This window comes from Halomonas sp. (assembly GCF_034520545.1).
Lineage (GTDB): Bacteria > Pseudomonadota > Gammaproteobacteria > Pseudomonadales > Halomonadaceae > Halomonas.
On the sequence record NZ_JAXHNN010000016.1, the window covers coordinates 207314 to 226462 of the forward strand.

At 65.0% G+C, this 19149-nt stretch carries 20 protein-coding genes; 6 read left to right on the forward strand and 14 right to left on the reverse strand.

The window, feature by feature from the left end; genetic code table 11:
* The first annotated feature begins 4 nt into the window (after positions 1 to 4).
* On the forward strand, positions 5 to 391 hold the full coding sequence (locus U5L98_RS18070) for a hypothetical protein (protein ID WP_322559641.1): 387 nt from the start codon (positions 5 to 7) through the stop codon (positions 389 to 391).
* Positions 392 to 567: 176 nt separating this feature from the next.
* Here U5L98_RS18070 and U5L98_RS18075 read toward each other — a convergent pair whose 3' ends face one another.
* Complete coding sequence (locus tag U5L98_RS18075) at positions 568 to 1032, reverse strand: cold-shock protein (RefSeq protein WP_322559642.1); 465 nt, start codon at positions 1030 to 1032, stop codon at positions 568 to 570.
* A gap of 95 nt (positions 1033 to 1127) precedes the next feature.
* On the opposite strand from U5L98_RS18075, the gene U5L98_RS18080 reads away from it, so the two are divergent.
* Complete coding sequence (locus U5L98_RS18080; RefSeq protein WP_322559669.1) at positions 1128 to 1373, forward strand: SlyX family protein; 246 nt, start codon at positions 1128 to 1130, stop codon at positions 1371 to 1373.
* A gap of 103 nt (positions 1374 to 1476) precedes the next feature.
* Here U5L98_RS18080 and trxB read toward each other — a convergent pair whose 3' ends face one another.
* Complete coding sequence (trxB, locus tag U5L98_RS18085; protein WP_322559643.1) at positions 1477 to 2427, reverse strand: thioredoxin-disulfide reductase; 951 nt, start codon at positions 2425 to 2427, stop codon at positions 1477 to 1479.
* A 55-nt stretch (positions 2428 to 2482) separates the two neighbouring features.
* On the reverse strand, positions 2483 to 2692 hold the full coding sequence (locus U5L98_RS18090; RefSeq protein ID WP_322559644.1) for a CPXCG motif-containing cysteine-rich protein: 210 nt from the start codon (positions 2690 to 2692) through the stop codon (positions 2483 to 2485).
* A gap of 185 nt (positions 2693 to 2877) precedes the next feature.
* Between U5L98_RS18090 and acnA the strand changes: the two genes are divergently transcribed.
* Positions 2878 to 5622, forward strand: coding sequence for an aconitate hydratase AcnA (gene acnA, locus U5L98_RS18095; protein WP_322559645.1), 2745 nt, complete (start codon positions 2878 to 2880; stop codon positions 5620 to 5622).
* A gap of 235 nt (positions 5623 to 5857) precedes the next feature.
* Here the strand turns inward: acnA and U5L98_RS18100 are convergent, their stop codons facing one another.
* The 11 genes from U5L98_RS18100 to radC all read right to left on the reverse strand — a co-directional run bounded on the left by U5L98_RS18100 (position 5858) and on the right by radC (position 15801).
* Positions 5858 to 7537, reverse strand: a complete 1680-nt coding sequence (locus U5L98_RS18100) for an NAD-dependent malic enzyme (RefSeq protein ID WP_322559646.1) — start codon at positions 7535 to 7537, stop codon at positions 5858 to 5860.
* A 134-nt stretch (positions 7538 to 7671) separates the two neighbouring features.
* Positions 7672 to 8880, reverse strand: a complete 1209-nt coding sequence (locus U5L98_RS18105) for a YeeE/YedE family protein (protein ID WP_322559647.1) — start codon at positions 8878 to 8880, stop codon at positions 7672 to 7674.
* A gap of 172 nt (positions 8881 to 9052) precedes the next feature.
* Positions 9053 to 10078 (reverse strand): tryptophan--tRNA ligase, encoded by a 1026-nt coding sequence (locus U5L98_RS18110; RefSeq protein WP_322559648.1) that lies wholly within the window; start codon positions 10076 to 10078, stop codon positions 9053 to 9055.
* A gap of 242 nt (positions 10079 to 10320) precedes the next feature.
* Positions 10321 to 11436, reverse strand: a complete 1116-nt coding sequence (gene ald, locus U5L98_RS18115; RefSeq protein ID WP_322559649.1) for an alanine dehydrogenase — start codon at positions 11434 to 11436, stop codon at positions 10321 to 10323.
* A gap of 155 nt (positions 11437 to 11591) precedes the next feature.
* The gene (locus U5L98_RS18120; protein WP_322559650.1) at positions 11592 to 12032 is read right to left on the reverse strand and encodes a thioesterase family protein; all 441 of its coding nucleotides are present in this window, start codon (positions 12030 to 12032) and stop codon (positions 11592 to 11594) included.
* A 1-nt stretch (position 12033) separates the two neighbouring features.
* Positions 12034 to 12369 carry a putative signal transducing protein gene (locus U5L98_RS18125; protein WP_322559651.1) on the reverse strand — a complete coding sequence of 112 codons (336 nt, stop codon included), beginning with the start codon at positions 12367 to 12369 and terminating at the stop codon, positions 12034 to 12036.
* A gap of 6 nt (positions 12370 to 12375) precedes the next feature.
* Positions 12376 to 13572 (reverse strand): class I SAM-dependent rRNA methyltransferase, encoded by a 1197-nt coding sequence (locus U5L98_RS18130; RefSeq protein WP_322559652.1) that lies wholly within the window; start codon positions 13570 to 13572, stop codon positions 12376 to 12378.
* Between the two features lie 51 nt (positions 13573 to 13623).
* Complete coding sequence (gene mutM / locus U5L98_RS18135) at positions 13624 to 14460, reverse strand: bifunctional DNA-formamidopyrimidine glycosylase/DNA-(apurinic or apyrimidinic site) lyase (RefSeq protein WP_322559653.1); 837 nt, start codon at positions 14458 to 14460, stop codon at positions 13624 to 13626.
* A gap of 94 nt (positions 14461 to 14554) precedes the next feature.
* A complete protein-coding gene (gene rpmG, locus U5L98_RS18140) occupies positions 14555 to 14710 on the reverse strand; it encodes a 50S ribosomal protein L33 (protein ID WP_151443569.1) in 156 nt (51 codons plus the stop codon).
* A 26-nt stretch (positions 14711 to 14736) separates the two neighbouring features.
* Positions 14737 to 14973, reverse strand: a complete 237-nt coding sequence (rpmB, locus tag U5L98_RS18145) for a 50S ribosomal protein L28 (protein ID WP_322559654.1) — start codon at positions 14971 to 14973, stop codon at positions 14737 to 14739.
* 153 nt (positions 14974 to 15126) lie between these two features.
* Positions 15127 to 15801, reverse strand: a complete 675-nt coding sequence (gene radC, locus U5L98_RS18150) for a RadC family protein (protein WP_322559655.1) — start codon at positions 15799 to 15801, stop codon at positions 15127 to 15129.
* 112 nt (positions 15802 to 15913) lie between these two features.
* Here radC and coaBC point away from each other — a divergent pair, with 112 nt between their 5' ends.
* From coaBC to U5L98_RS18165, 3 genes are all read left to right on the forward strand, one after another.
* Positions 15914 to 17221: a bifunctional phosphopantothenoylcysteine decarboxylase/phosphopantothenate--cysteine ligase CoaBC gene (gene coaBC, locus U5L98_RS18155; RefSeq protein ID WP_322559656.1), complete on the forward strand. Its 1308-nt coding sequence runs from the start codon at positions 15914 to 15916 to the stop codon at positions 17219 to 17221.
* A gap of 23 nt (positions 17222 to 17244) precedes the next feature.
* Positions 17245 to 17727 (forward strand): dUTP diphosphatase, encoded by a 483-nt coding sequence (gene dut, locus U5L98_RS18160; protein ID WP_322559657.1) that lies wholly within the window; start codon positions 17245 to 17247, stop codon positions 17725 to 17727.
* Between the two features lie 50 nt (positions 17728 to 17777).
* Positions 17778 to 19149, forward strand: a 1372-nt coding sequence (locus U5L98_RS18165; protein ID WP_322559658.1) for a phosphomannomutase/phosphoglucomutase, incomplete at its 3' end; no start/stop codon positions are given.

The window sequence follows — 19149 nt, forward strand, 5'->3', positions numbered from 1 at the left end:
GCCCATGCAATCCTATCCTGATATCGAGATCTACCTGGCGCACTGTGACATCTCGCGTGTGGATGCCTGGCTCCAGCAGGCCATCGCCGCCGAGCCTCTGTCGCCACTGGGCAAGCGCAAGTGGCACACCCTCGGCCTCGCCGCAGCCGACGAAATACCGGTGCTGGTGGTGGAGAAGGCCGCTGACGGCTTCACCAGCCTGTGGTTCGACAGCCCCGCGACGCCCTGGGCGACCGACACGGAGTGTGCCCGGGAAGCCGCCGCCCGGCTAGGCTGCGAGGTGCGCTGTTCGCTGGGTGGCTGGCAGCCCGGCGACGACCCGGACCGCTTCCTCCAGGTGTTGCCCGACGGCAGCGAGCAGCCGATCGTCTGGCCCGACTCGGGTCAGTAGCCCTGAAACGCCATCGCCCCGCGACGGCGGGGCGATGAACGCTAGAAATGCGGGAAAACGCGCCGAGCGAAGATCAGACAAGGCGGAAGGTCGTCGAGAAAGCGGAGTTTACAAGCTGCTAAATGAGCATCTCGAGACGACCTTCCAACGCAGTAAGATCGAGCGCAGGCCGTTTTTCAGGTGATGACGGTGACGTCGTCGGCTTGAAGCCCCCGCTCATTCTGTATGACGTGATAGCGAACCTTCTGGCCCTCGGCCAGGGTACGATGCCCTCGCCCGCGTATGGCACGGAAGTGCACGAAGACATCCTCGCCATCGTCACGGGTGATGAAACCGTATCCCTTGTTGACGTTGAACCACTTGACCTCACCGATCTCGCGATCATCGTCCTCGACCTCGGCCAGGTTGACCAGCTGGGGCGTAAGGGCGTTGACCGCCAGGGTTGCGACCAGCAGTACGAGAAAGATGGCGGTGACGGCGGCGAAATAGACCATGGCCACGCCGCCAACCTGGAGGCTGGAAAACAGCTCACGGGACAGTGCGCCGCCGGTAAGGTGGACGAACAAGGCAATCAGCAGCGGGGCCGGCGCGGCCAGCAGCAGGCTGATGAGACTGCAACGAAACACGACCTTTCGATTCATGGACCTGTAAAACTCTCTTGTCGGGGTGAAAGGAAGGAACAAACCATCATGGAGATGCCACGATGAACGGCGACACTCAGCAGGATGATTTTACCATGAGCACCGATTCGACGCCTGCAGAGCTGGCAATGCGCCTGGAGGCGCTGGAGAGCCGAATTGCCTACCAGGAGCACTGGCTCGACATCCTCGACGTGGCCGTGGCCGGCCAGGAGAAGCGGCTGTCACACCTCGAGCGGCTCAACGCGCTGATGCAGGAGAGACTGCGCGACCAGCAGCGAGCGCTGCAGGAGAACGACACGACGACGCCCGGCCCTGAGGACGAGGTGCCGCCGCACTACTGACCCAAGCTTCAAGGGGGCAAGGGGGCAAGGGGGCAAGGGGGCAAGGGAATGTTGGCGGCGCCACCCGGGCAACTGCCCTACAGTCTGAGCGCTTGTCGCTGGCTTACAACTCGTCCAGATAGCGCTCGGCGTCCAGCGCTGCCATGCAGCCGGTACCGGCGGAGGTGACGGCCTGGCGGTAGACATGGTCCATTACATCACCGGCGGCGAAAACACCCGGCACGCTGGTCGCTGTGGCGTTACCCCCGAGACCCGACTTGACCTTGATATAGCCGCCTGCCATCTCGAGCTGACTCTCGAAGATGCCGGTATTGGGGCTGTGACCGATAGCGATGAACAGTCCCGGAGCGGTAATTTCCTTCGTGCTGCCATCCTCGGTGGACGTGAGGCGCACACCGGTCACGCCGCTATTGTCGCCCAGCACCTCGTCCAGAGTCTGATTCCACTCCAGCACAACGTTGCCGTTCTCGGCTTTCTCGAACAGCTTGTCCTGAAGAATCTTCTCGGCGCGCAGGCTGTCCCGACGGTGCACCAGGGTTACCTTGGAGGCGATATTGGAGAGATAGAGCGCCTCCTCGACGGCGGTATTGCCGCCACCCACCACGACCACCTCCTGCTTGCGGTAGAAGAAGCCGTCACAAGTCGCACAGGCCGAGACCCCCTGCCCCATGAATTTCTGCTCCGACTCGAGGCCCAGATAGCGAGCACTCGCACCGGTGGCGATGATCAAAGCGTCACAGGTGTAGGCGCCGTTGTCGCCCTTCAGCATGAAAGGGCGCTCGCGCAAGTCCACCTCATGAACATGATCGAACAACACCTCGGTGTCGAAGCGCTCGGCGTGGCGCTTCATCCGCTCCATCAGATCGGGGCCCTGTACGCCGGCATCGTCTCCCGGCCAGTTGTCCACATCGGTGGTGGTCGTCAGCTGGCCACCCGCCTGGATGCCGGTGATCAGCAGCGGCTTCAGGTTGGCACGGGCAGCGTAGACGGCCGCGGTATAGCCGGCGGGGCCGGAACCCAGGATGATCAAGCGTTCGTGACGCGCATCACTCATTGAGGACCTCTTAATGGATCGGGGTGAATCGTTCGGGCGACGCCCGGCGGGAAGCCTACAGCACTTCGTCGTCACGCCCCAGGGCGACCCGGAAGGCGCTCTCGTCCTCCAGGTCGATCTCGATCCGAACCTGAATCGGCGCACAACAGATGTGGCAGTCCTCCCAGGTGACCTGACTGCCCTGGGTGGTATCGACCAGCAGATCGAAGGGCGCATCGCAGTAAGGGCAGTGCACACGACGCGACGTCAGCTGTTCCTCATGCATCCGGTTTTCTCGACCCCTGATACCGTGTTGCAGCAATATGAGGGGATGAGGCCGGCATTTCAAGGGAGCCCAAACGGCATCCGCTCCAGGCGACGCTTGAAAAGGACATCTATCATGACCATGTAACCAAGACGGTGCCAGGATGGTGCCCTCACTCCCCGCGATGCGAAAGGAGAACAGACAGCATGAGCAACGACTCCACACCGGATACCCTGCAGACGTTGGACGTCGGCGGTACGACCTATCACTTTCACAGCCTGGAGAAGGCAGCCGACGCGCTGGGCAACATCGACCGTCTCCCCAAGACCTTGAAGATACTGCTGGAAAACCAGCTGCGCTTCGCCGATGACGAGAGCGTCGCCCGTGAGGACATGCAGGCGCTTGTCGACTGGCAGCAGCAAGGCCACTCTGACCGCGAAATCGGCTATCGCCCGGCGCGGGTGCTGATGCAGGACTTCACCGGCGTGCCCGGGGTCGTAGACCTGGCTTCCATGCGCGCCGCGGTAAAATCCCTCGGCGAGGATCCGGCCCGCATAAACCCGCTGTCGCCGGTGGACCTGGTCATCGACCACTCGGTGATGGTCGACAAGTTCGGAAACCCCTCGGCGTTCAAGGACAACGTGGCCATCGAAATGGACCGCAACCGCGAGCGCTACGAATTCCTGCGCTGGGGTCAGGACGCCTTCGACAACTTCCGCGTTGTACCGCCGGGCACCGGCATCTGCCACCAGGTCAATCTCGAATACCTTGGTAAGACCGTCTGGACGAAAGAGCAGGACGGCAGAACGCTGGCCTACCCGGACACCCTGGTGGGAACCGACTCCCACACCACCATGATCAACGGCCTCGGCATACTGGGCTGGGGCGTCGGGGGGATCGAGGCCGAAGCCGCCATGCTCGGTCAGCCGGTCTCCATGCTGATTCCCGAGGTGGTGGGCTTCAAGCTTACCGGCAAGTTGCGCGAAGGCATCACCGCCACCGACCTCGTGCTGACGGTCACCGAGATGCTGCGCAAGAAGGGCGTGGTGGGCAAGTTCGTCGAGTTCTACGGCGATGGCCTCAAGGATCTGCCGGTAGCCGACCGCGCCACCATCGCCAACATGGCCCCGGAATACGGCGCCACCTGCGGCTTCTTCCCGGTAGACGACGAAACACTGACCTACTTGCGCCTGACCGGCCGCGAGGATGACCAGATCGCGCTGGTAGAGGCCTACAGCAAGGCCCAGGGCCTGTGGCGCGAGCCCGCCGACGAGCCGATCTTCAGTGATACCCTGGCGCTGGACATGACCGAGGTCGAGGCCAGCCTGGCCGGACCCAAGCGGCCGCAGGATCGCGTTGCCCTCCAGGACATGAAGTCGACCTTCGCCAAGCTGTTGAACGAAAACGGCGAAAAGCTTCCCGAGACCGACAAGGGCCGCCTGTTTTCCGAAGGCGGCCAGACTGCCGTGGGCGTCGAGGAGAGCTACGAGCACCACGACAGCCAGGAGGTGGAGTTCAAGGGCGAGGCCTTCAAGCTCAACCCGGGGGCGGTGGTGATTGCCGCCATCACCTCCTGCACCAATACCTCCAACCCCAGCGTGATGATGGCGGCCGGACTGCTGGCCCGAAAGGCCCGCGAGAAGGGGCTGACCACCAAGCCGTGGGTGAAGACCTCCCTGGCTCCTGGCTCCAAGGTGGTGACGGATTATCTCGAGGCCGGCGGCGTAAACGACGACCTCGACGCTCTGGGCTTCAACCTGGTGGGCTACGGCTGCACCACCTGCATCGGCAACTCCGGGCCGCTGCCGGAACCCATCGAGCAAGGCATCGAGGATGGCGACCTCACCGTGGCCTCGGTGCTATCGGGCAACCGCAACTTCGAGGGGCGCATTCACCCCTTGATCAAGACCAACTGGCTGGCCTCGCCGCCGCTGGTGGTAGCCTATGCCCTCGCGGGCAACGTCCAACTCGACCTGACCCGTGACCCGCTGGGCACGGACTCCCACGACAACCCCGTCTACCTCAAGGACATCTGGCCCAGCCAGGCAGAGATCGCCGAGGCCGTGGAAAAGGTCAACACCGAGATGTTCCGCAAGGAGTATGCGGAGGTGTTCGATGGAGACGAGACCTGGAAGTTGCTTGATGTACCCGAAAGCCAGGTTTACCAATGGTCGAAGGATTCCACCTACATCCAGCACCCACCCTTCTTCGAAGGTATGGGCCGTGAGCCGGAGGCCATCGAGGACGTCAAGGGCGCCCATATTCTCGCCTTGCTCGGCGACTCGGTAACCACCGACCATATCTCGCCGGCCGGTGCCATCAAGCCCGATAGCCCCGCCGGGCGTTATCTGCAGGAGCGGGGCATCAAACCGGTGGACTTCAACTCCTATGGTTCACGGCGCGGCAATCATGAGGTGATGATGCGCGGCACCTTCGCCAACGTGCGTATCAAGAACGAGATGCTCGATGGCGTGATCGGTGGCGAGACCCGTCACGTACCCTCAGGCGAGCAGATGGCGATCTACGATGCTGCCATGAAGTATCAGGAGGAGGGTACGCCGCTGGTGGTGATCGCCGGCAAGGAGTACGGCACCGGCTCCAGCCGCGACTGGGCCGCAAAGGGTACCCGCCTGCTCGGCGTGCGAGCGGTGCTGGCCGAGTCCTATGAGCGCATCCACCGTTCCAACCTGATCGGCATGGGCGTGGTCCCGCTTCAGTTCCCGGAAGGCGAGAGCCGCACATCCCTGGGCCTGACCGGTGAGGAGCAGGTGTCCATCGAAGGGCTCAGTGAGCTCACCCCGGGCGGCACGGTCAAGGTAACCATCGCCTCCGACAAGGGCGAGAAGAAGCTCGAGACGCTGTGCCGCATCGACACCGCCAACGAGCTGGAGTACTACCGCCACGGCGGCATCCTCCACTACGTGCTGCGCAGGATGATCGGTTCGGCCTGACAGAACCGCACCGGAGTGTATGGAAGTGCTCCTGACGTAGGCCCGGTAAGCGCCAGCGCACCGGGCAGACTCCGCCGGATGCGCCTTCGGCTTATGCGGCCTGAACGAAACATTTCGTAAACCACCGCGAGAAAAAGGCCCCGCCGGTTATCCGGCGGGGCCTTCTTGTTACGGGCTGCGAGCCGCGGGCAGGATATTACCCCTGCCCTGCTACTCGTGGCTGGTCGCTCGACGCCTAGAACGAGCGGCGGCGATAGCGCCGATACTCCGGCGACCAGCAGCTGCGCTCAATGGCCTCGCGCAGCTTGATGCCGTTGGTCTTCAGTGCCACGCCCTCGCCCTGGGCCTGGGCGGCCACGTCGAAGGCGATCGCCTTGGAGAGTTCGCGGATATGGGAGAGCGGCGGGAGCAGCGCGCCCTCCCCTTGCTTGACCAGCGGCGCCTCACGAGCCAGCGCCCGGGACGAGGCCATCAGCATGGCATCGGTGACACGCTTTGCCGCTGAAGCCACCACACCCAGGCCGATACCCGGAAAAATGTAGGCGTTGTTGCACTGGGCGATGGGAATGCTGCGGCCTCCATACTCCACCGGCGGGAAGGGGCTGCCAGTGGCCACCAGGGCCGCGCCATCGGTCCAGCGGATGACGTCCTCCGGCACCGCCTCGGCGCGGGAAGTGGGGTTGGAGAGCGGCATGATCAGCGGCATCGCACAGCCGGCGTGCATCGCGCGCACCACCTCCTCGGTGAAGATACCCGGCATACCGCAGACTCCGATCAGCACCGTGGGCTCGACCCGCCGCATCACCTCGAGCAACGCCTGGCCGTCCCAGCCGGCCACCATCTCGGGGTCGTGGGCCAGGCGGCCCTGGAAGTCGCGAAGCCAAGCCTGCTCTGAGGTCACCAGCCCCTCGCGGTCGACCATGTAGATACGCGAACGCGCCTCTCTTTCCGTCAGGCCCTCCGCCTGCATGGCCACCACCACCTGCTCCGCGATGCCGCAACCGGCTGAACCCGCCCCGACGAACACCACTCGCTGTTGACCGATACCCTGGTCACGGGCCTGGCAGGCCGCCATCAGGGTCCCCACTACCACCGAGGCCGTTCCCTGGACGTCGTCATTGAAGCAGCAGAGCTCGTTGCGATAGCGATCGAGCAGCGGTAAGGCATTGGCCTGTGCAAAGTCCTCGAACTGCAGTAGCGCGCCCGGCCAGCGACGCTTCACCGCGGCGATGAACTCCGCCATGAAGGCATCGTACTCCTCCTGGGAGACCCGCCGGTGGCGCCACCCCATGTACATGGGGTCGTCGAGAAGCGCCTGGTTATTGGTGCCCACGTCGAGCATGATCGGCTGAGTGTAGGCCGGGCTGATACCGCCGCAGGCGGTGTAGAGCGCCAACTTGCCGATGGGGATGCCCATGCCGCCGATGCCCTGGTCGCCGAGCCCCAGGATACGTTCACCGTCGGTGACCACGATCACCTTGACCTTGTCCTTGGTGGAGCTGCGCAGGATGTCATCCATGTGGTCACGGTCGGGGTAGGCGATGAACAGCCCTCGGTGGTTGCGGTAGATGTTGGAGAACTCCTCGCACGCCTTGCCAACCGTGGGGGTGTAGATGATCGGCAGCATCTCCTGGAGGTGCTCCTTGACCAGCCGGTAGTAGAGGGTCTCGTTGTCATCCTGGATGGCACGCAGATAGATGTGCTTGTCCAGGTCGTTCTGGCATTGGCTGTACTGTCGATAGGCCCGTTCCACCTGCTCCTCGATGGTCTCCACATTCTGGGGCAACAGGCCGATCAGGTTGAACTCCAAGCGTTCTTCGCGGGTGAAAGCACTACCCTTGTTGAGCAGCGGCATCTCGAGCAGCGGCGGGCCGGCATAGGGGATGTAGAGGGGACGCTTCTGGTCGGTGGTCATCTCTCGCCTCGATACGGTGACTGGAACGGGCCGTTGGCGCTCTGTCGACGCCTTGCCATCAACTCTAGCACGCCGCAAAAAAACGACGCCCCGGACTGGAGCCGAGGCGTCAACGCTGCTGGCGGGCACGTGGCTCAGCAGCCTTTCGCCACGGCACGACGAACCGGCTTCCCCTCGAAGAAGAAGGGACGCAGTTTCACCCCGAGCATGTTTCCGGCAAAGGCTGCCACCAGCCACACCCAGCCATGCAGGCTGCCGGAGGCAATGCCGCTGAAGTAGGCACCGATGTTGCAGCCAAAGGCCAGGCGGGCCCCGTAACCGAGCATCAGGCCGCCTATTATCGCCGCCAGCACCGACCTGGTCGGAATACGGAAGTTGGGGGCGAACTTGCCGGCTAGAGACGCCGCAAGCAGCGCCCCGAGCAGGATACCGATGTTCATCACGCTGGTGATGTCGCGCCAGAGGGTAGCCTCCAGGGCAGCCGCATTCCACGATGACTGCCAGTAGCCCCACCGGCTGACATCGCCGCCGAGAGCCTCGAAGCCCTTGGCACCCCAGAGTGCGAAGGCCGAGGTGATGCCCCAGGGACGACCGGCCAGTGCCAGGGTGGCGAAATTGAGCAGGGCCAGCCCGACGGCCCCTGCCAGCAATGGCCAGGGGCCGGTCACCCAGCGGCGGTTGCCGACATCGACCGCCGGAACCCGCTCCAGCTCACCGTGACGTCGTTTCTCCATGACCACGGTGAAGGCGGCGATGGCGGCGAAGAGCACCAGGCTGATGGCAATCCCGCCCCCGGTACCGGCGGTCTTGACCAGCGACACCGGCTGGAAGGCGGGCAGGCCCTGCCACCAGGTGAAGTGGGCGGTACCGATCACCGAGCCGACGATGAAGAACAGCAAGGTGATCACCATGCGAGCATTGCCGCCGCCGGCAGTGAACAGGGTTCCGGAGGCGCAGCCGCCGCCGAGCTGCATGCCGAGGCCGAACAGGAAGGCACCGACCACCACCGAGATGCCGATGGGTGCCACGAAGCCGTAGACTGACTGGCCGAAAAGGCTGCCCGCCCCCAGCGCCGGGAAGAACAGCAGAACCGCGATGGCCAGCATCACCATCTGGGCACGCAGACCACGGCCACGCCGCTCGGTGATGAAGACGCGCCAGGCGGCGGTGAAGCCGAAGGCGGCATGATAGAGCACCATGCCCAGCAGGCCACCCACCACCATCAGCACGCCGAGGCGAGCGCCGAAGGCGGCGCCCACAACCAGGGCGCCCAGCAGCAGAGCGCCGGCCGCCACGGCAGAGACGGAAAGTCTGGAACGTTGCGTCAGGGCGAGTTCACTCATGGCGGACTCTCTTCGTTGTCAGGGACGAGGCGATCAGCAAGCATAATAACGATCTTCTTGAAGCACACAAAAGCATTTAAATACAACTTTATATGCTATTAAAGAATAAACCGCTCATGCTCCCTGATGGTCCTTTCGTCGTCCGCCAGCGAGCCCGCTTACATCGGCTGCCTCAGATAAAGCGCCCAAGCCCCGCCGCCTGGCGCAGGCGGTCCATGAAGGGGGCGGCCTCGGCACGGGCCCGCTCGGCCCCCTTGATCAGCACCTGCTCGATGTGCCCGGGATCCTCCATCAGCGCCTGGTATCGGCTGCGCGGCTCGCGCAGCTGCTCGTTGAGCAGTTCGAAGACGCGGTTCTTGACCTCGCCCCAGCCAATACCATTTTCATACTCGGCGCGCATGGCCTCGGTCTCGGCGGCCGTGGCAAAGGCCGAGTAGATCTGGAAGAGGGTGCAGGTCGCCGGGTCCTTGGGCTCGCCGGGCTCCAGGGAGTTGGTCTTGATCTTGCGCACCAGTTTCAGCAGTTTCTTCTCGGAGACGAACAGCGGGATGGTGTTGTTGTAGCTCTTGGACATCTTGCGGCCATCCAGGCCGCCCAGGACCTCCACCCGCTCGTCTACCACGGCATCGGGCAGGGTGAAGTACTGCCCCTTGTAGAGGTGGTTGAAGCGTCCGGCGATATCGCGAGCCATCTCGATGTGCTGGATCTGGTCGCGACCCACCGGCACCTTGTTGGCGTTGAACATCAGGATGTCGGCGGCCATCAGCACCGGGTAGCCGAACAACCCCATGGTGATGCCCTTGTCCGGATCCTGGTTGCCGGCGGCCTCGTTCTCGGCCACCGCCGCCTTGTAGGCATGGGCACGGTTCATCAGCCCCTTGGCGCAGACGCAGGAGAGCAGCCAGGTCAGCTCGGGGATTTCGGGGACATCCGACTGGCGATAGAAGATGGCGTTGTCGGTATCCAGACCCAGCGCCAGCCAGGTGGCGGCGATTTCCAGGCGCGACTCCTGCACCCGGCGCGGATCCTGGCACTTGATCAGCGCATGCAGGTCGGCCAGGAAATAGTAGGACTGGACGTTCGGGTCCTGGCTCGCGGTGATGGCGGGCTTGATCGCCCCCACGTAGTTGCCCAGATGGGGGGTGCCGGTGGTGGTGATGCCGGTGAGAACCCGGGTCTTCTCGGAAGCTGCACTCATGGGGTAAGCGGACTCTGCTGTCGGAAATGGCCGCTATGGTAACGCGAGGCCCCGATCAAGGCGACCGGGACGACCTGGGTGACCACCGCGACCAAGGACCTAATCCGCGGCTTTTCCGGCGATAGGCCTCCGAGGAGGCGCTGTGAACCCCTCCCTGGGCGCTACCGACGCCATCCCTGGCGTAGGACCTCCTCTACGGACTACCCCCGGCGCCGCTCGCCTCGGCGGCACCCTGCCGGGTATCAGTCCAATAGCTTGCTTGGCGCGACATACTCGAGCCCAAAAGACTCGGCCACAGCCTTGTAGGTCACCTGGCCGTCATGGACGTTTAGGCCGGCGGCGAAGTGGTCATCGTCGGCCAGCGCCTGCTGCCAGCCCTTGTCGGCCAGAGCGATCACGAACGGCAGGGTGGCGTTGGTCAGTGCCTGGGTGGAGGTGCGCGCCACGGCGCCCGGCATGTTGGCCACACAGTAGTGAACGACCCCGTCGACGATGTAGGTCGGGTCGGTGTGGGTAGTGGCCCTGCTGGTCTCGAAGCAGCCGCCCTGATCGATGGCGACATCTACCAGCACACTGCCGGGCTTCATCTCGGCGAGCATCTCCCGGGTGATCAGCTTGGGCGCGGCGGCCCCCGGAATCAGCACGGCGCCGACGATCAGGTCACACTCGCGCACCGCCTCATCGATGGCATCTGCGGTGGAAAACACGGTCTTCATGCGGCCCTGGTAGCGGTCATCGAGGGTCTCGAGGCGCGGAATCGACTTGTCGAGCACCGTCACCTCGGCGCCCAGGCCCAGCGCCATGCGGGCTGCATTCTCGCCTACCACGCCGCCGCCGATCACGGCTACCCTGGCCGGCGCTACCCCTGGCACCCCGGGCAGCAGCACGCCAGAGCCGCCCTGGGCCTTCTCCAGGCTGTGGGCGCCCGCCTGGATGGCCATGCGCCCGGCCACGGTGCTCATCGGCGCCAGCAGCGGCAGGCCGCCCTGGCGGTCGGTGATGGTCTCGTAGGCAATGCAGGTTGCGCCACTCGCCATCAGGCCGCGGGTGAGCTTCTCTTCGGCGGCCAGATGCAGGTAGGTGAAGAGCGTCTGGCCGGCCTTGAGACACGCAACCTCCTCGGCCTGCGGCTCCTTGACCTTCAGGATCAGCTCGGCGCCGTCCCAGACCTTGGCCACGTCGGCCTCGAGACGCGCCCCGGCGGCTTCAAAGGCGGCATCCGCAAAACCGGCACCTTCGCCGGCGCCTGCCTGAACCGTGACCGTATGACCGCGGCCAACCAGTTCCCTGGCTCCGGTAGGGGTCAGGGCGACACGGTACTCGTGGTTCTTGATTTCCTTGGGCACGGCAATCTGCATGGCTCCTCCTGGGGACTGTCACTGGGCAGGTTTCCTGCCCATTACAGCACAGCAAGGCCATTCACATAGAATCGAGATGAGAAAACAGAAGAAATTGTCGCTTAAACCGCTCTCCACCGATATTTTTCTTTTCAGGGCGGAAGGTAAGCAAAAATTCAGGGGGTGTCCGCAACCGCAACTTCGCCGTAGATCCTGCGGTACTCTTCTGGCAGGCGACGCGGGCGGCCGCTGGAAAGCTCGATGCAGGCGAAACGGGTGCGCGCGCGAAGCAGGGTGCGTCCATCGGAAGGACGGATCAGCTGGAAGCGGCGAGTCAGGGTCAGGCGGCCTTCAACGTCGATGATCCAGGTGGCCAGCCGGAGCCGATCCCCCTCGAAGGCCGGCGCCAGATAGTCCAGCTCGTGGCGATGTACCGCCATGCCGCGATCCAGTTCACGGTAACGCGAAAGGGAAAGGCCCAGCGACTCGGAGTGAGCCCAGCTGACCTGCTCGATCCACCGCAGGTACTCGGCGTTGTTGGCGTGGTCGTACTCGTCGATGGCCGAGGGAGCGACGACGATCTCGATGACAAAAGGCTTGGGCAAGTCCCATTCCATATCACCACTCCTTTTGGCACAAGGGACGGTCCGTACCGCAGTTCCAGCAGGTATCGAAGACACCCTCTAGGTGCTCCCCGCAGCCAGGACAGGTCCATGCCGGGCGCTCGCTCGTTCCTTCCAGGGTCTGGTGGATAAGGGCCTCGGCCCGTTCGTGGTTGTGTGGCGCCACCCATACCTCCGGCTCACACTCCCCTAACGGCAGCTCACCGGCGCCACCCCCCCGGGTCATATTGCGCAATTCCGCGGGAATGCCGGCCGCGGTCAGCACATTGTGCACGTGGCTGACCAGCAGCGCATTGGAGTGGGCAAAGGCACGAATGTAGCCAGGGAACATCGGGAATCAGTCCCGAAAGACCCGGACGCCCAACGCCTTCAGGTAGGAGGTCTCGGGAATCGCCGGATGGATCGGATGGTCCGCCCCCTGGTGGCCCTGGAAGAGGATCTGGCCCTGGCGATCCTGGTGACGCACCGCCCCGCGCACCACGTCCACCAGACGCTCCGGGGCCAAGTGCATGGAACAGGACGCCGAGAGCAGCAGGCCGTCACGCCCCAGCAGGCGCATCGCCTCGCGGTTGAGCTTGCCGTAGGCTCGCTCACCGTTGGGAATGTCCTTACGCTTGCGAATGAAGGCCGGCGGGTCGAGGATCACCACGTCGAACTCCTCCCCCTCGGCCTTGAGGGCCGCCAGGACCTCGAAGGCATCGCCCTCGCCCACCGACACCTGCTCATGCAACCCGTTCAGGGCAGCATTTTCGGCGACCCGTTCCAGTGCCGGACCGGAGGCATCCACGCAGAGCACGTCGCGTGCGCCATTGGCTGCGGCCTGCACGCCCCAGCCGCCCACGTAGCTGAACAGGTCCAGTACCCGCTTGCCGGCCACCAGACCATTGAGCCAGGCGCGGTTGGCGCGATGGTCGAAGAACCAGCCGGTCTTCTGGCCGTCGAGCACGGGAGCAGCGAACTTCACGCCGTTCTCCTCCAGCAGCACCTGGTCGGGCAACTCGCCCTTCACGACCTCGATGCCAGCCTCCAGGCCTTCCTGGCGGCGCCCGCTGGTGTCGTTGCGCAGCACTACCGCCGACGGCGACATCACCTTGTCCAGGGCGTCGAGCAGTTCGGGCAATACCGCCTGCATGCCGGCGGTATTGAGCTGCACGACCAGCACGTCGCCGAAGCGGTCGATGACCAGCCCTGGCAGCAGGTCGCCTTCGCCGTGCACCAGGCGGTAAAAGGGCTTGTCGAAGAGGCGTTGGCGTAGCGCCAGCGCCTGGTTGAGACGGTGCACCAGCAGCGAGCGATCGAGTCCCTGCGCAGGATCACGCGAGACCATCCGCGCACAGATCAGCGAGTGCGGATTGACATAGGCGACCCCCATGGCCTTGCCATTGGCGGCCTCGACCACCACCTGCGCGCCGGGCTCGATCTCCTTGATCGGCGTGGCCTGGATGTCGATCTCGTTGGAATAGAGCCAAAGATGGCCGGCCTTGAGGCGACGGTCGGCGTTCTTCTTGAGGCGCAGTGAACGAAGTGCGGTCATGGGAGTATCTCGTGGGAAGGGGAGAGAAGCGTCGGCGGCGCAGCGCCGTCGTCAGGTCTGGCAGTGGCCGCAGAACACACTGGCTCGCTGGCCCAGGGTCACCAGGCGCAACTCGGCGCCGCAGCGTCGGCAGGGTTGGCCGTCGCGGCCATAGACGTTGAGCCGCTGCTTGAAGTAGCCGGGCTCACCGGTGCCGCCGACGAAGTCGCGCAGGGTGGTGCCACCCTGAGTGATGGCGGCGGCCAGCACCTCGCGCACCGCCGCAGCGAGCCGATCGAAGCGCTCCCGGGAGATACGTCCGGCGGCGCGACGCGGATCGATGCCGGCCAGAAACAAGGCTTCGGCGGCATAGATGTTGCCCACCCCTACCACCACGGCGTTGTCCATAAGGAAGGGCTTCACGGCCAGGCGGCGCCCGCGGGAACGTGCGAAGAGGCGTTCACCATCGAAGCTCTCGGAGAGCGGCTCCGGACCCAGCCGGGCCAGGCGAACATCCTGTTCCACACTGCCCGCCAGCCAGTCGACGAAGCCGAAACGACGCGGATCGTGGTAGCGCAGGATGGCGCCGTCATCGAGCACCAGATCAAGATGGTCGTGCTTCTTGGGCAGCTCACCCAATCGGGCAACGCGCAGGCTACCGGACATGCCCAGATGCCAGAGCAGCGTGCCGCCGTCCTCACCCGCCCCTGGCCAGGAGAGCGGCAGCAGCAGGTACTTGGCTCGCCGGGCGAGCTCGCCGATGCGCGCTCCGATCAGCCGCTCGACGAGGTCCGCCGGCACCGGCACGCGCAAGCTAGCCTGTCGCACGATCACCTCGACGATCTCGCGACCTTCCACGTGGGGAGCAATGCCGCGGCGGGTAGTCTCGACTTCGGGCAACTCGGGCATGGTTAGGTCCGGCGGGACAGCGATACGCAAGAACCCGACCATCGGGCCGGGTTCAAGCTGACAGGCTCGTGCCTGCGGTGGAAGCGACCAAGGACTACTTGATCTTGCCTTCCTTGTACATCACGTGCTTGCGGACGACCGGGTCGAACATCTTCTTTTCGAGCTTATCCGGCGTGTTCCGCTTGTTCTTGTCGGTGGTGTAGAAGTGACCGGTACCGGCACTGGATAACATTCTGATCTTGTCGCGCATGACGGTTATCTCCCGTGATAAATCGCTTAAACGGCTTCGCCGCGCTTGCGGATGTCGCCTAGAACGGCCTCGATGCCCTTCTTGTCGATGACGCGCATACCCTTGGAGGAGACGCGCAGCTTTACGAAGCGCTTCTCGGACTCCACCCAGAAACGGTGGGAATGCAGGTTCGGCACGAAACGACGACGCGTCTTGCGCTGGGAGTGTGAAACGTTGTTACCAGTCACCGGGCGCTTGCCGGTAACCTGACATACTTTGGACATGAGAGCCTCCAACCGCTTGGCCAGGTGTTTAGACCTGAGTGTTCAAAACCTGTCGGGCAAACCGGGGACGACCCCGTTGTCATTTGACCCAAGGGAATTCAAAGGGTGAACTTTATACCAGAGACCACCGCATTCGGCAAGCGGCGCGACGCATTATAACCACCCCCGCTCTGCGAAGGAGACCACCTCGCCGTCGCCCACCACGAAGTGGTCCAGCACGCGGACCTCGAACAGCCCCAGCGCCTCGCGCAGCCGCTCGGTGATTCGCCGGTCGGCGTCGCTGGGCTCGGCCACGCCGGAAGGATGGTTATGGGCGAAGATGATGGCGCCGGCGCCCAGCTCCAGGGCACGGCGGGCCACCTCGCGGGGATAGACCGAGGCGCTGTCCAGGGTGCCGCGAAACAACGACTCGTAGCGGATCACGCGGTGCTGGCTGTCGAGGAAGAGCGCCGCAAATTCCTCGTGGCCCAGATGGCGCAGCCGAGCGGCGAGATAGGCGCGCACCAGCGTTGGCGAAGTCAGCGCATCGCCCCGGCTGAGCTGGCTGGCAAGATGCCGCCGCGACAGCTCTAGGGTGGCCTGGAGCTGAGCATACTTGGCCATGCCCATGCCACGTTCGGCGCAGAAGCGTGCCTGGTCGGCCTCCAGCAGCTGGCGAAGCCCGCCGAAGGCCGACAGAAGGTCCCGAGCCAGGTCTACCGCCGAGCGCCCCTCCACGCCGACACGCAGGAAAATCGCCAGCAGTTCGGCATCGGAGAGCGCCTCTACCCCCAGCGCCAGCAACTTCTCCCGGGGGCGCTCCCCCTCCGGCCAGTCCCGAATCGACATCCCCGCCTCCCTGCCTGTCGCCCTGACTGACAGTGTAGTCGGCCCGGCGGCTACGCAAGGTGCAGCGCCGATGGTAAGGTAGACGCCTGACCATCTTTCCGGGGTCTCACCCATGTCTTCGCTTTCCGGACAGCGCCTGCTGCTCGGCATCAGTGCCGGCATCGCCGCCTACAAGAGCGCCCAGCTCGCCCGCCTGCTCACACAGGCAGGGGCCGAGGTGCGCGTGGTGATGACCGAAGGCGCCCAGGCCTTCATCACGCCACTGACGCTCCAGGCGCTGACCGGAGAAGCAGTGCGCACTTCGCTGCTCGATCCCGACGCCGAGGCTGGCATGGGGCATATCGAGCTGGCCCGCTGGGCCGACACCATCCTGATCGCCCCGGCCACCGCCGACCTGATGGCGCGCCTCGCCCAGGGCCTGGCAGACGACCTGCTGACCACCCTGTGCCTGGCCAGCGAGGCCGACAAGGTGATGGCCCCGGCCATGAACCAGGCCATGTGGCGCCATCCGGCCACGCAGCGCAACGCGCGCCAGCTGGCCGAGGACGGCTGGCAACTGCTGGGGCCCGACAGCGGCGACCAGGCCTGCGGCGACGTGGGACCGGGCCGCATGCTCGAGCCCGAAACGATCCTGGTGGCGCTGCTCTCCACGGCGCCCGATGCCGCGCCCGCCATAGCGTTGGAAGCCGCATACTCCGGGGCATCTCACGACACATCGGTCAGCCAGAACGCAGCAGGGGAGGCCGACGGCCTGACCGTCACCATCACCGCCGGCCCGACCCGGGAGCCGCTGGATCCGGTGCGCTACCTCTCCAACCATAGCTCCGGCAAGATGGGCTTCGCGCTGGCCGCTGCCGCCGCCTCGCTAGGGGCCCGGGTGTGGCTGATCAGTGGCCCCGTCGCGCTACCGACACCGGACGGCGTCGAGCGGACCGACGTGGAGTCGGCGCTGGAGATGCACGAGGTCGCCCAACGGCTGGCCGCCGACAGCGATATCTTCATCGGCTGCGCCGCCGTCGCCGACTACCGGGCCGAATCGGCCGCCGAGCACAAGATCAAGAAGGTCGAGGGTGAGGAGAGTCTCACCCTGCGCCTGGTGAAGAATCCCGACATCATCGCCGGGGTCGCCGCCCTCCCTCGAGCGCAGCGACCGTTAGTGGTGGGGTTCGCCGCCGAGACCCGGGACCTGGAGGCCTACGCCAGGGACAAACTGACCCGCAAGGGGCTCGACATGATCGTTGCCAACGATGTTTCCCGGGCCGGACTCGGCTTCGGCAGCGACGACAACGCCGCCATGCTGCTGTGGCGGGAAGGTGATGGAGAAGGCAGCGAAAACCTCGCCCTCCAGCCCAAGTCGCAGCTCGCCCTGGCGGTGATGCGCCGTGCCCTGTCCTGCCTGCCGCCTCGTCACACCCCCTGACACCGAATACCCGAGGATCCCCGATGTCTGCCGTCCCCGATCGTCCGCACCTCGCCGTCCGGTTACTCGACGAGCGCATGCGTGACTTCATGCCCCACTACGCCACCGAAGGCTCGGCCGGCATGGACCTGCGCGCCCTGCTCGACGCTCCTCTGAGCCTGGCGCCCGGGCAGTGCGAGCTGGTGCGCACGGGACTTGCCATCCACATCGCCGACCCGGGGCTTGCCGGTATGATCCTGCCCCGCTCGGGCCTGGGCCACAAGCATGGCATCGTGCTCGGCAACCTGGTGGGGCTGATCGATTCCGACTACCAGGGGGAACTGATGATCTCCACATGGAACCGTGGCAACGCCCCCTTCACCATTGAACCCTTCGAGAGGCTGGCACAGTACGTGCTCGTTCCTGTGGTGCATGCCGAGCTGGAAGTCGTCGAGGACTTCGGTACCAGCCACCGGGGCACCGGCCAGCGTGGCACCGGCGGGTTCGGCAGTTCCGGCCGGCATTGACGCCCGGCGACAGCACCGAGCCACACAACATTTCATATAGGACGGACCCCATGACCCAAGCAGCGAGCCAGGCAGTCCCCGCCTCCATCTTCCGCGCCTACGATATCCGCGGCATCGTCGACGACACCCTGACCGAGGCGAACGTCGAGCAGATCGGTCGCGCCGTCGGCAGCGAGGCCCGCGCGCGCGGCGAATCCACCGTGGTCGTCGCCCGCGACGGTCGGCTCTCCGGCCCGCGCCTGCTGGCGGCCCTGACCCGCGGCCTGATAGCGTCGGGGTGCGACGTCGTTGATATCGGCATGGTCCCGACACCGGTGCTCTACTTTGCCACTCACGTGCTCGAGGGCACGGCCTCGGGCGTGATGGTCACCGGCAGCCACAATCCGCCGGATTACAACGGCTTCAAGATCGTGCTCGGCGGCGAGACGCTCTCCGGTGATGCCATCACCGCCCTGCATGCCCGTATCGCGGAGGGTGAGCTGGCCTCGGGCCAGGGCGGCGTGAGTGAGCAGGACCTCCGCGAAGCCTACTTGGAGCGTATCCTCGGCGACGTGGCACTGGCCCGCCCGCTCAAGGCGGTGGTGGACTGCGGCAACGGCGTGGCCGGCGAGTTGGGCCCAGAGCTGGTCGAGAAACTCGGCGCCGAGACACTCCCGCTTTTCGCCGAGATCGACGGCACTTTCCCCAACCACCACCCGGACCCGGGCAAGCCCGAGAACCTCCAGGACCTGATCCGCACCGTGCAGGAAACAGGCGCGGACATCGGCCTCGCCTTCGACGGCGACGGCGACCGCCTCGGCGTGATCACGCCGAGTGGAACGCTGATCTACCCCGACCACCTGCTGATGGCTTTTGCCGAGGACATGCTGTCCCGCAACGCCGGCGCCAGGGTGATCTTCGACGTCAAGTGCACCGGCAACCTGACCCGCGTGATCGAGGAAGCCGGCGGAACACCGGAGATGTGGCGTACCGGCCATTCGCTGATCAAGGCGCGCATGAAGGAAACTGGCGCCCTGCTGGCCGGCGAAATGAGCGGCCACATCTTCTTCCAGGAACGCTGGTATGGCTTCGACGACGGCCTCTACGCCGCCGCCCGTCTGCTGGAAATCCTGTCGAAGCAGACTGACGATGCCGACACCTTCTTCGCCCGCTACCCCCAGGACGTCGGCACGCCGGAGATCAACATCACGGTGACCGACGAGACCAAGTTCGCCTTGGTGGACCGCCTGGCCCGGGAGGGCGACTTCGGCGAGGAGGGCATCAAGACCACCCTCGACGGCATTCGTGTCGACTACCCGGATGGCTGGGGCCTGTGTCGCGCCTCCAATACCACGCCGGTGCTGGTGCTGCGCTTCGAGGGCAAGGACGCCGCCGCCCTGGCGCGCATCCGCGACCGCTTCGCCGACGCCCTCACCCAGGTGT

What these genes read in the sequence shown, in the direction of transcription:
- acnA (WP_322559645.1), top strand. Translation starts at nt 2,878, where the DNA reads ATGAGCAACGACTCCACACCGGATACCCTGCAGACGTTGGACGTCGGC.
- U5L98_RS18120 (WP_322559650.1), bottom strand. Translation starts at nt 12,032, where the DNA reads ATGGAATGGGACTTGCCCAAGCCTTTTGTCATCGAGATCGTCGTCGCT.
- dut (WP_322559657.1), top strand. Translation starts at nt 17,245, where the DNA reads ATGTCTGCCGTCCCCGATCGTCCGCACCTCGCCGTCCGGTTACTCGAC.
- U5L98_RS18090 (WP_322559644.1), bottom strand. Translation starts at nt 2,692, where the DNA reads ATGCATGAGGAACAGCTGACGTCGCGTCGTGTGCACTGCCCTTACTGC.
- U5L98_RS18105 (WP_322559647.1), bottom strand. Translation starts at nt 8,880, where the DNA reads ATGAGTGAACTCGCCCTGACGCAACGTTCCAGACTTTCCGTCTCTGCC.
- rpmB (WP_322559654.1), bottom strand. Translation starts at nt 14,973, where the DNA reads ATGTCCAAAGTATGTCAGGTTACCGGCAAGCGCCCGGTGACTGGTAAC.
- radC (WP_322559655.1), bottom strand. Translation starts at nt 15,801, where the DNA reads ATGTCGATTCGGGACTGGCCGGAGGGGGAGCGCCCCCGGGAGAAGTTG.
- trxB (WP_322559643.1), bottom strand. Translation starts at nt 2,427, where the DNA reads ATGAGTGATGCGCGTCACGAACGCTTGATCATCCTGGGTTCCGGCCCC.
- U5L98_RS18075 (WP_322559642.1), bottom strand. Translation starts at nt 1,032, where the DNA reads ATGAATCGAAAGGTCGTGTTTCGTTGCAGTCTCATCAGCCTGCTGCTG.
- mutM (WP_322559653.1), bottom strand. Translation starts at nt 14,460, where the DNA reads ATGCCCGAGTTGCCCGAAGTCGAGACTACCCGCCGCGGCATTGCTCCC.
- U5L98_RS18100 (WP_322559646.1), bottom strand. Translation starts at nt 7,537, where the DNA reads ATGACCACCGACCAGAAGCGTCCCCTCTACATCCCCTATGCCGGCCCG.
- ald (WP_322559649.1), bottom strand. Translation starts at nt 11,436, where the DNA reads ATGCAGATTGCCGTGCCCAAGGAAATCAAGAACCACGAGTACCGTGTC.
- rpmG (WP_151443569.1), bottom strand. Translation starts at nt 14,710, where the DNA reads ATGCGCGACAAGATCAGAATGTTATCCAGTGCCGGTACCGGTCACTTC.
- U5L98_RS18110 (WP_322559648.1), bottom strand. Translation starts at nt 10,078, where the DNA reads ATGAGTGCAGCTTCCGAGAAGACCCGGGTTCTCACCGGCATCACCACC.
- U5L98_RS18125 (WP_322559651.1), bottom strand. Translation starts at nt 12,369, where the DNA reads ATGTTCCCTGGCTACATTCGTGCCTTTGCCCACTCCAATGCGCTGCTG.
- U5L98_RS18080 (WP_322559669.1), top strand. Translation starts at nt 1,128, where the DNA reads ATGAGCACCGATTCGACGCCTGCAGAGCTGGCAATGCGCCTGGAGGCG.
- U5L98_RS18130 (WP_322559652.1), bottom strand. Translation starts at nt 13,572, where the DNA reads ATGACCGCACTTCGTTCACTGCGCCTCAAGAAGAACGCCGACCGTCGC.
- U5L98_RS18070 (WP_322559641.1), top strand. Translation starts at nt 5, where the DNA reads ATGCAATCCTATCCTGATATCGAGATCTACCTGGCGCACTGTGACATC.
- coaBC (WP_322559656.1), top strand. Translation starts at nt 15,914, where the DNA reads ATGTCTTCGCTTTCCGGACAGCGCCTGCTGCTCGGCATCAGTGCCGGC.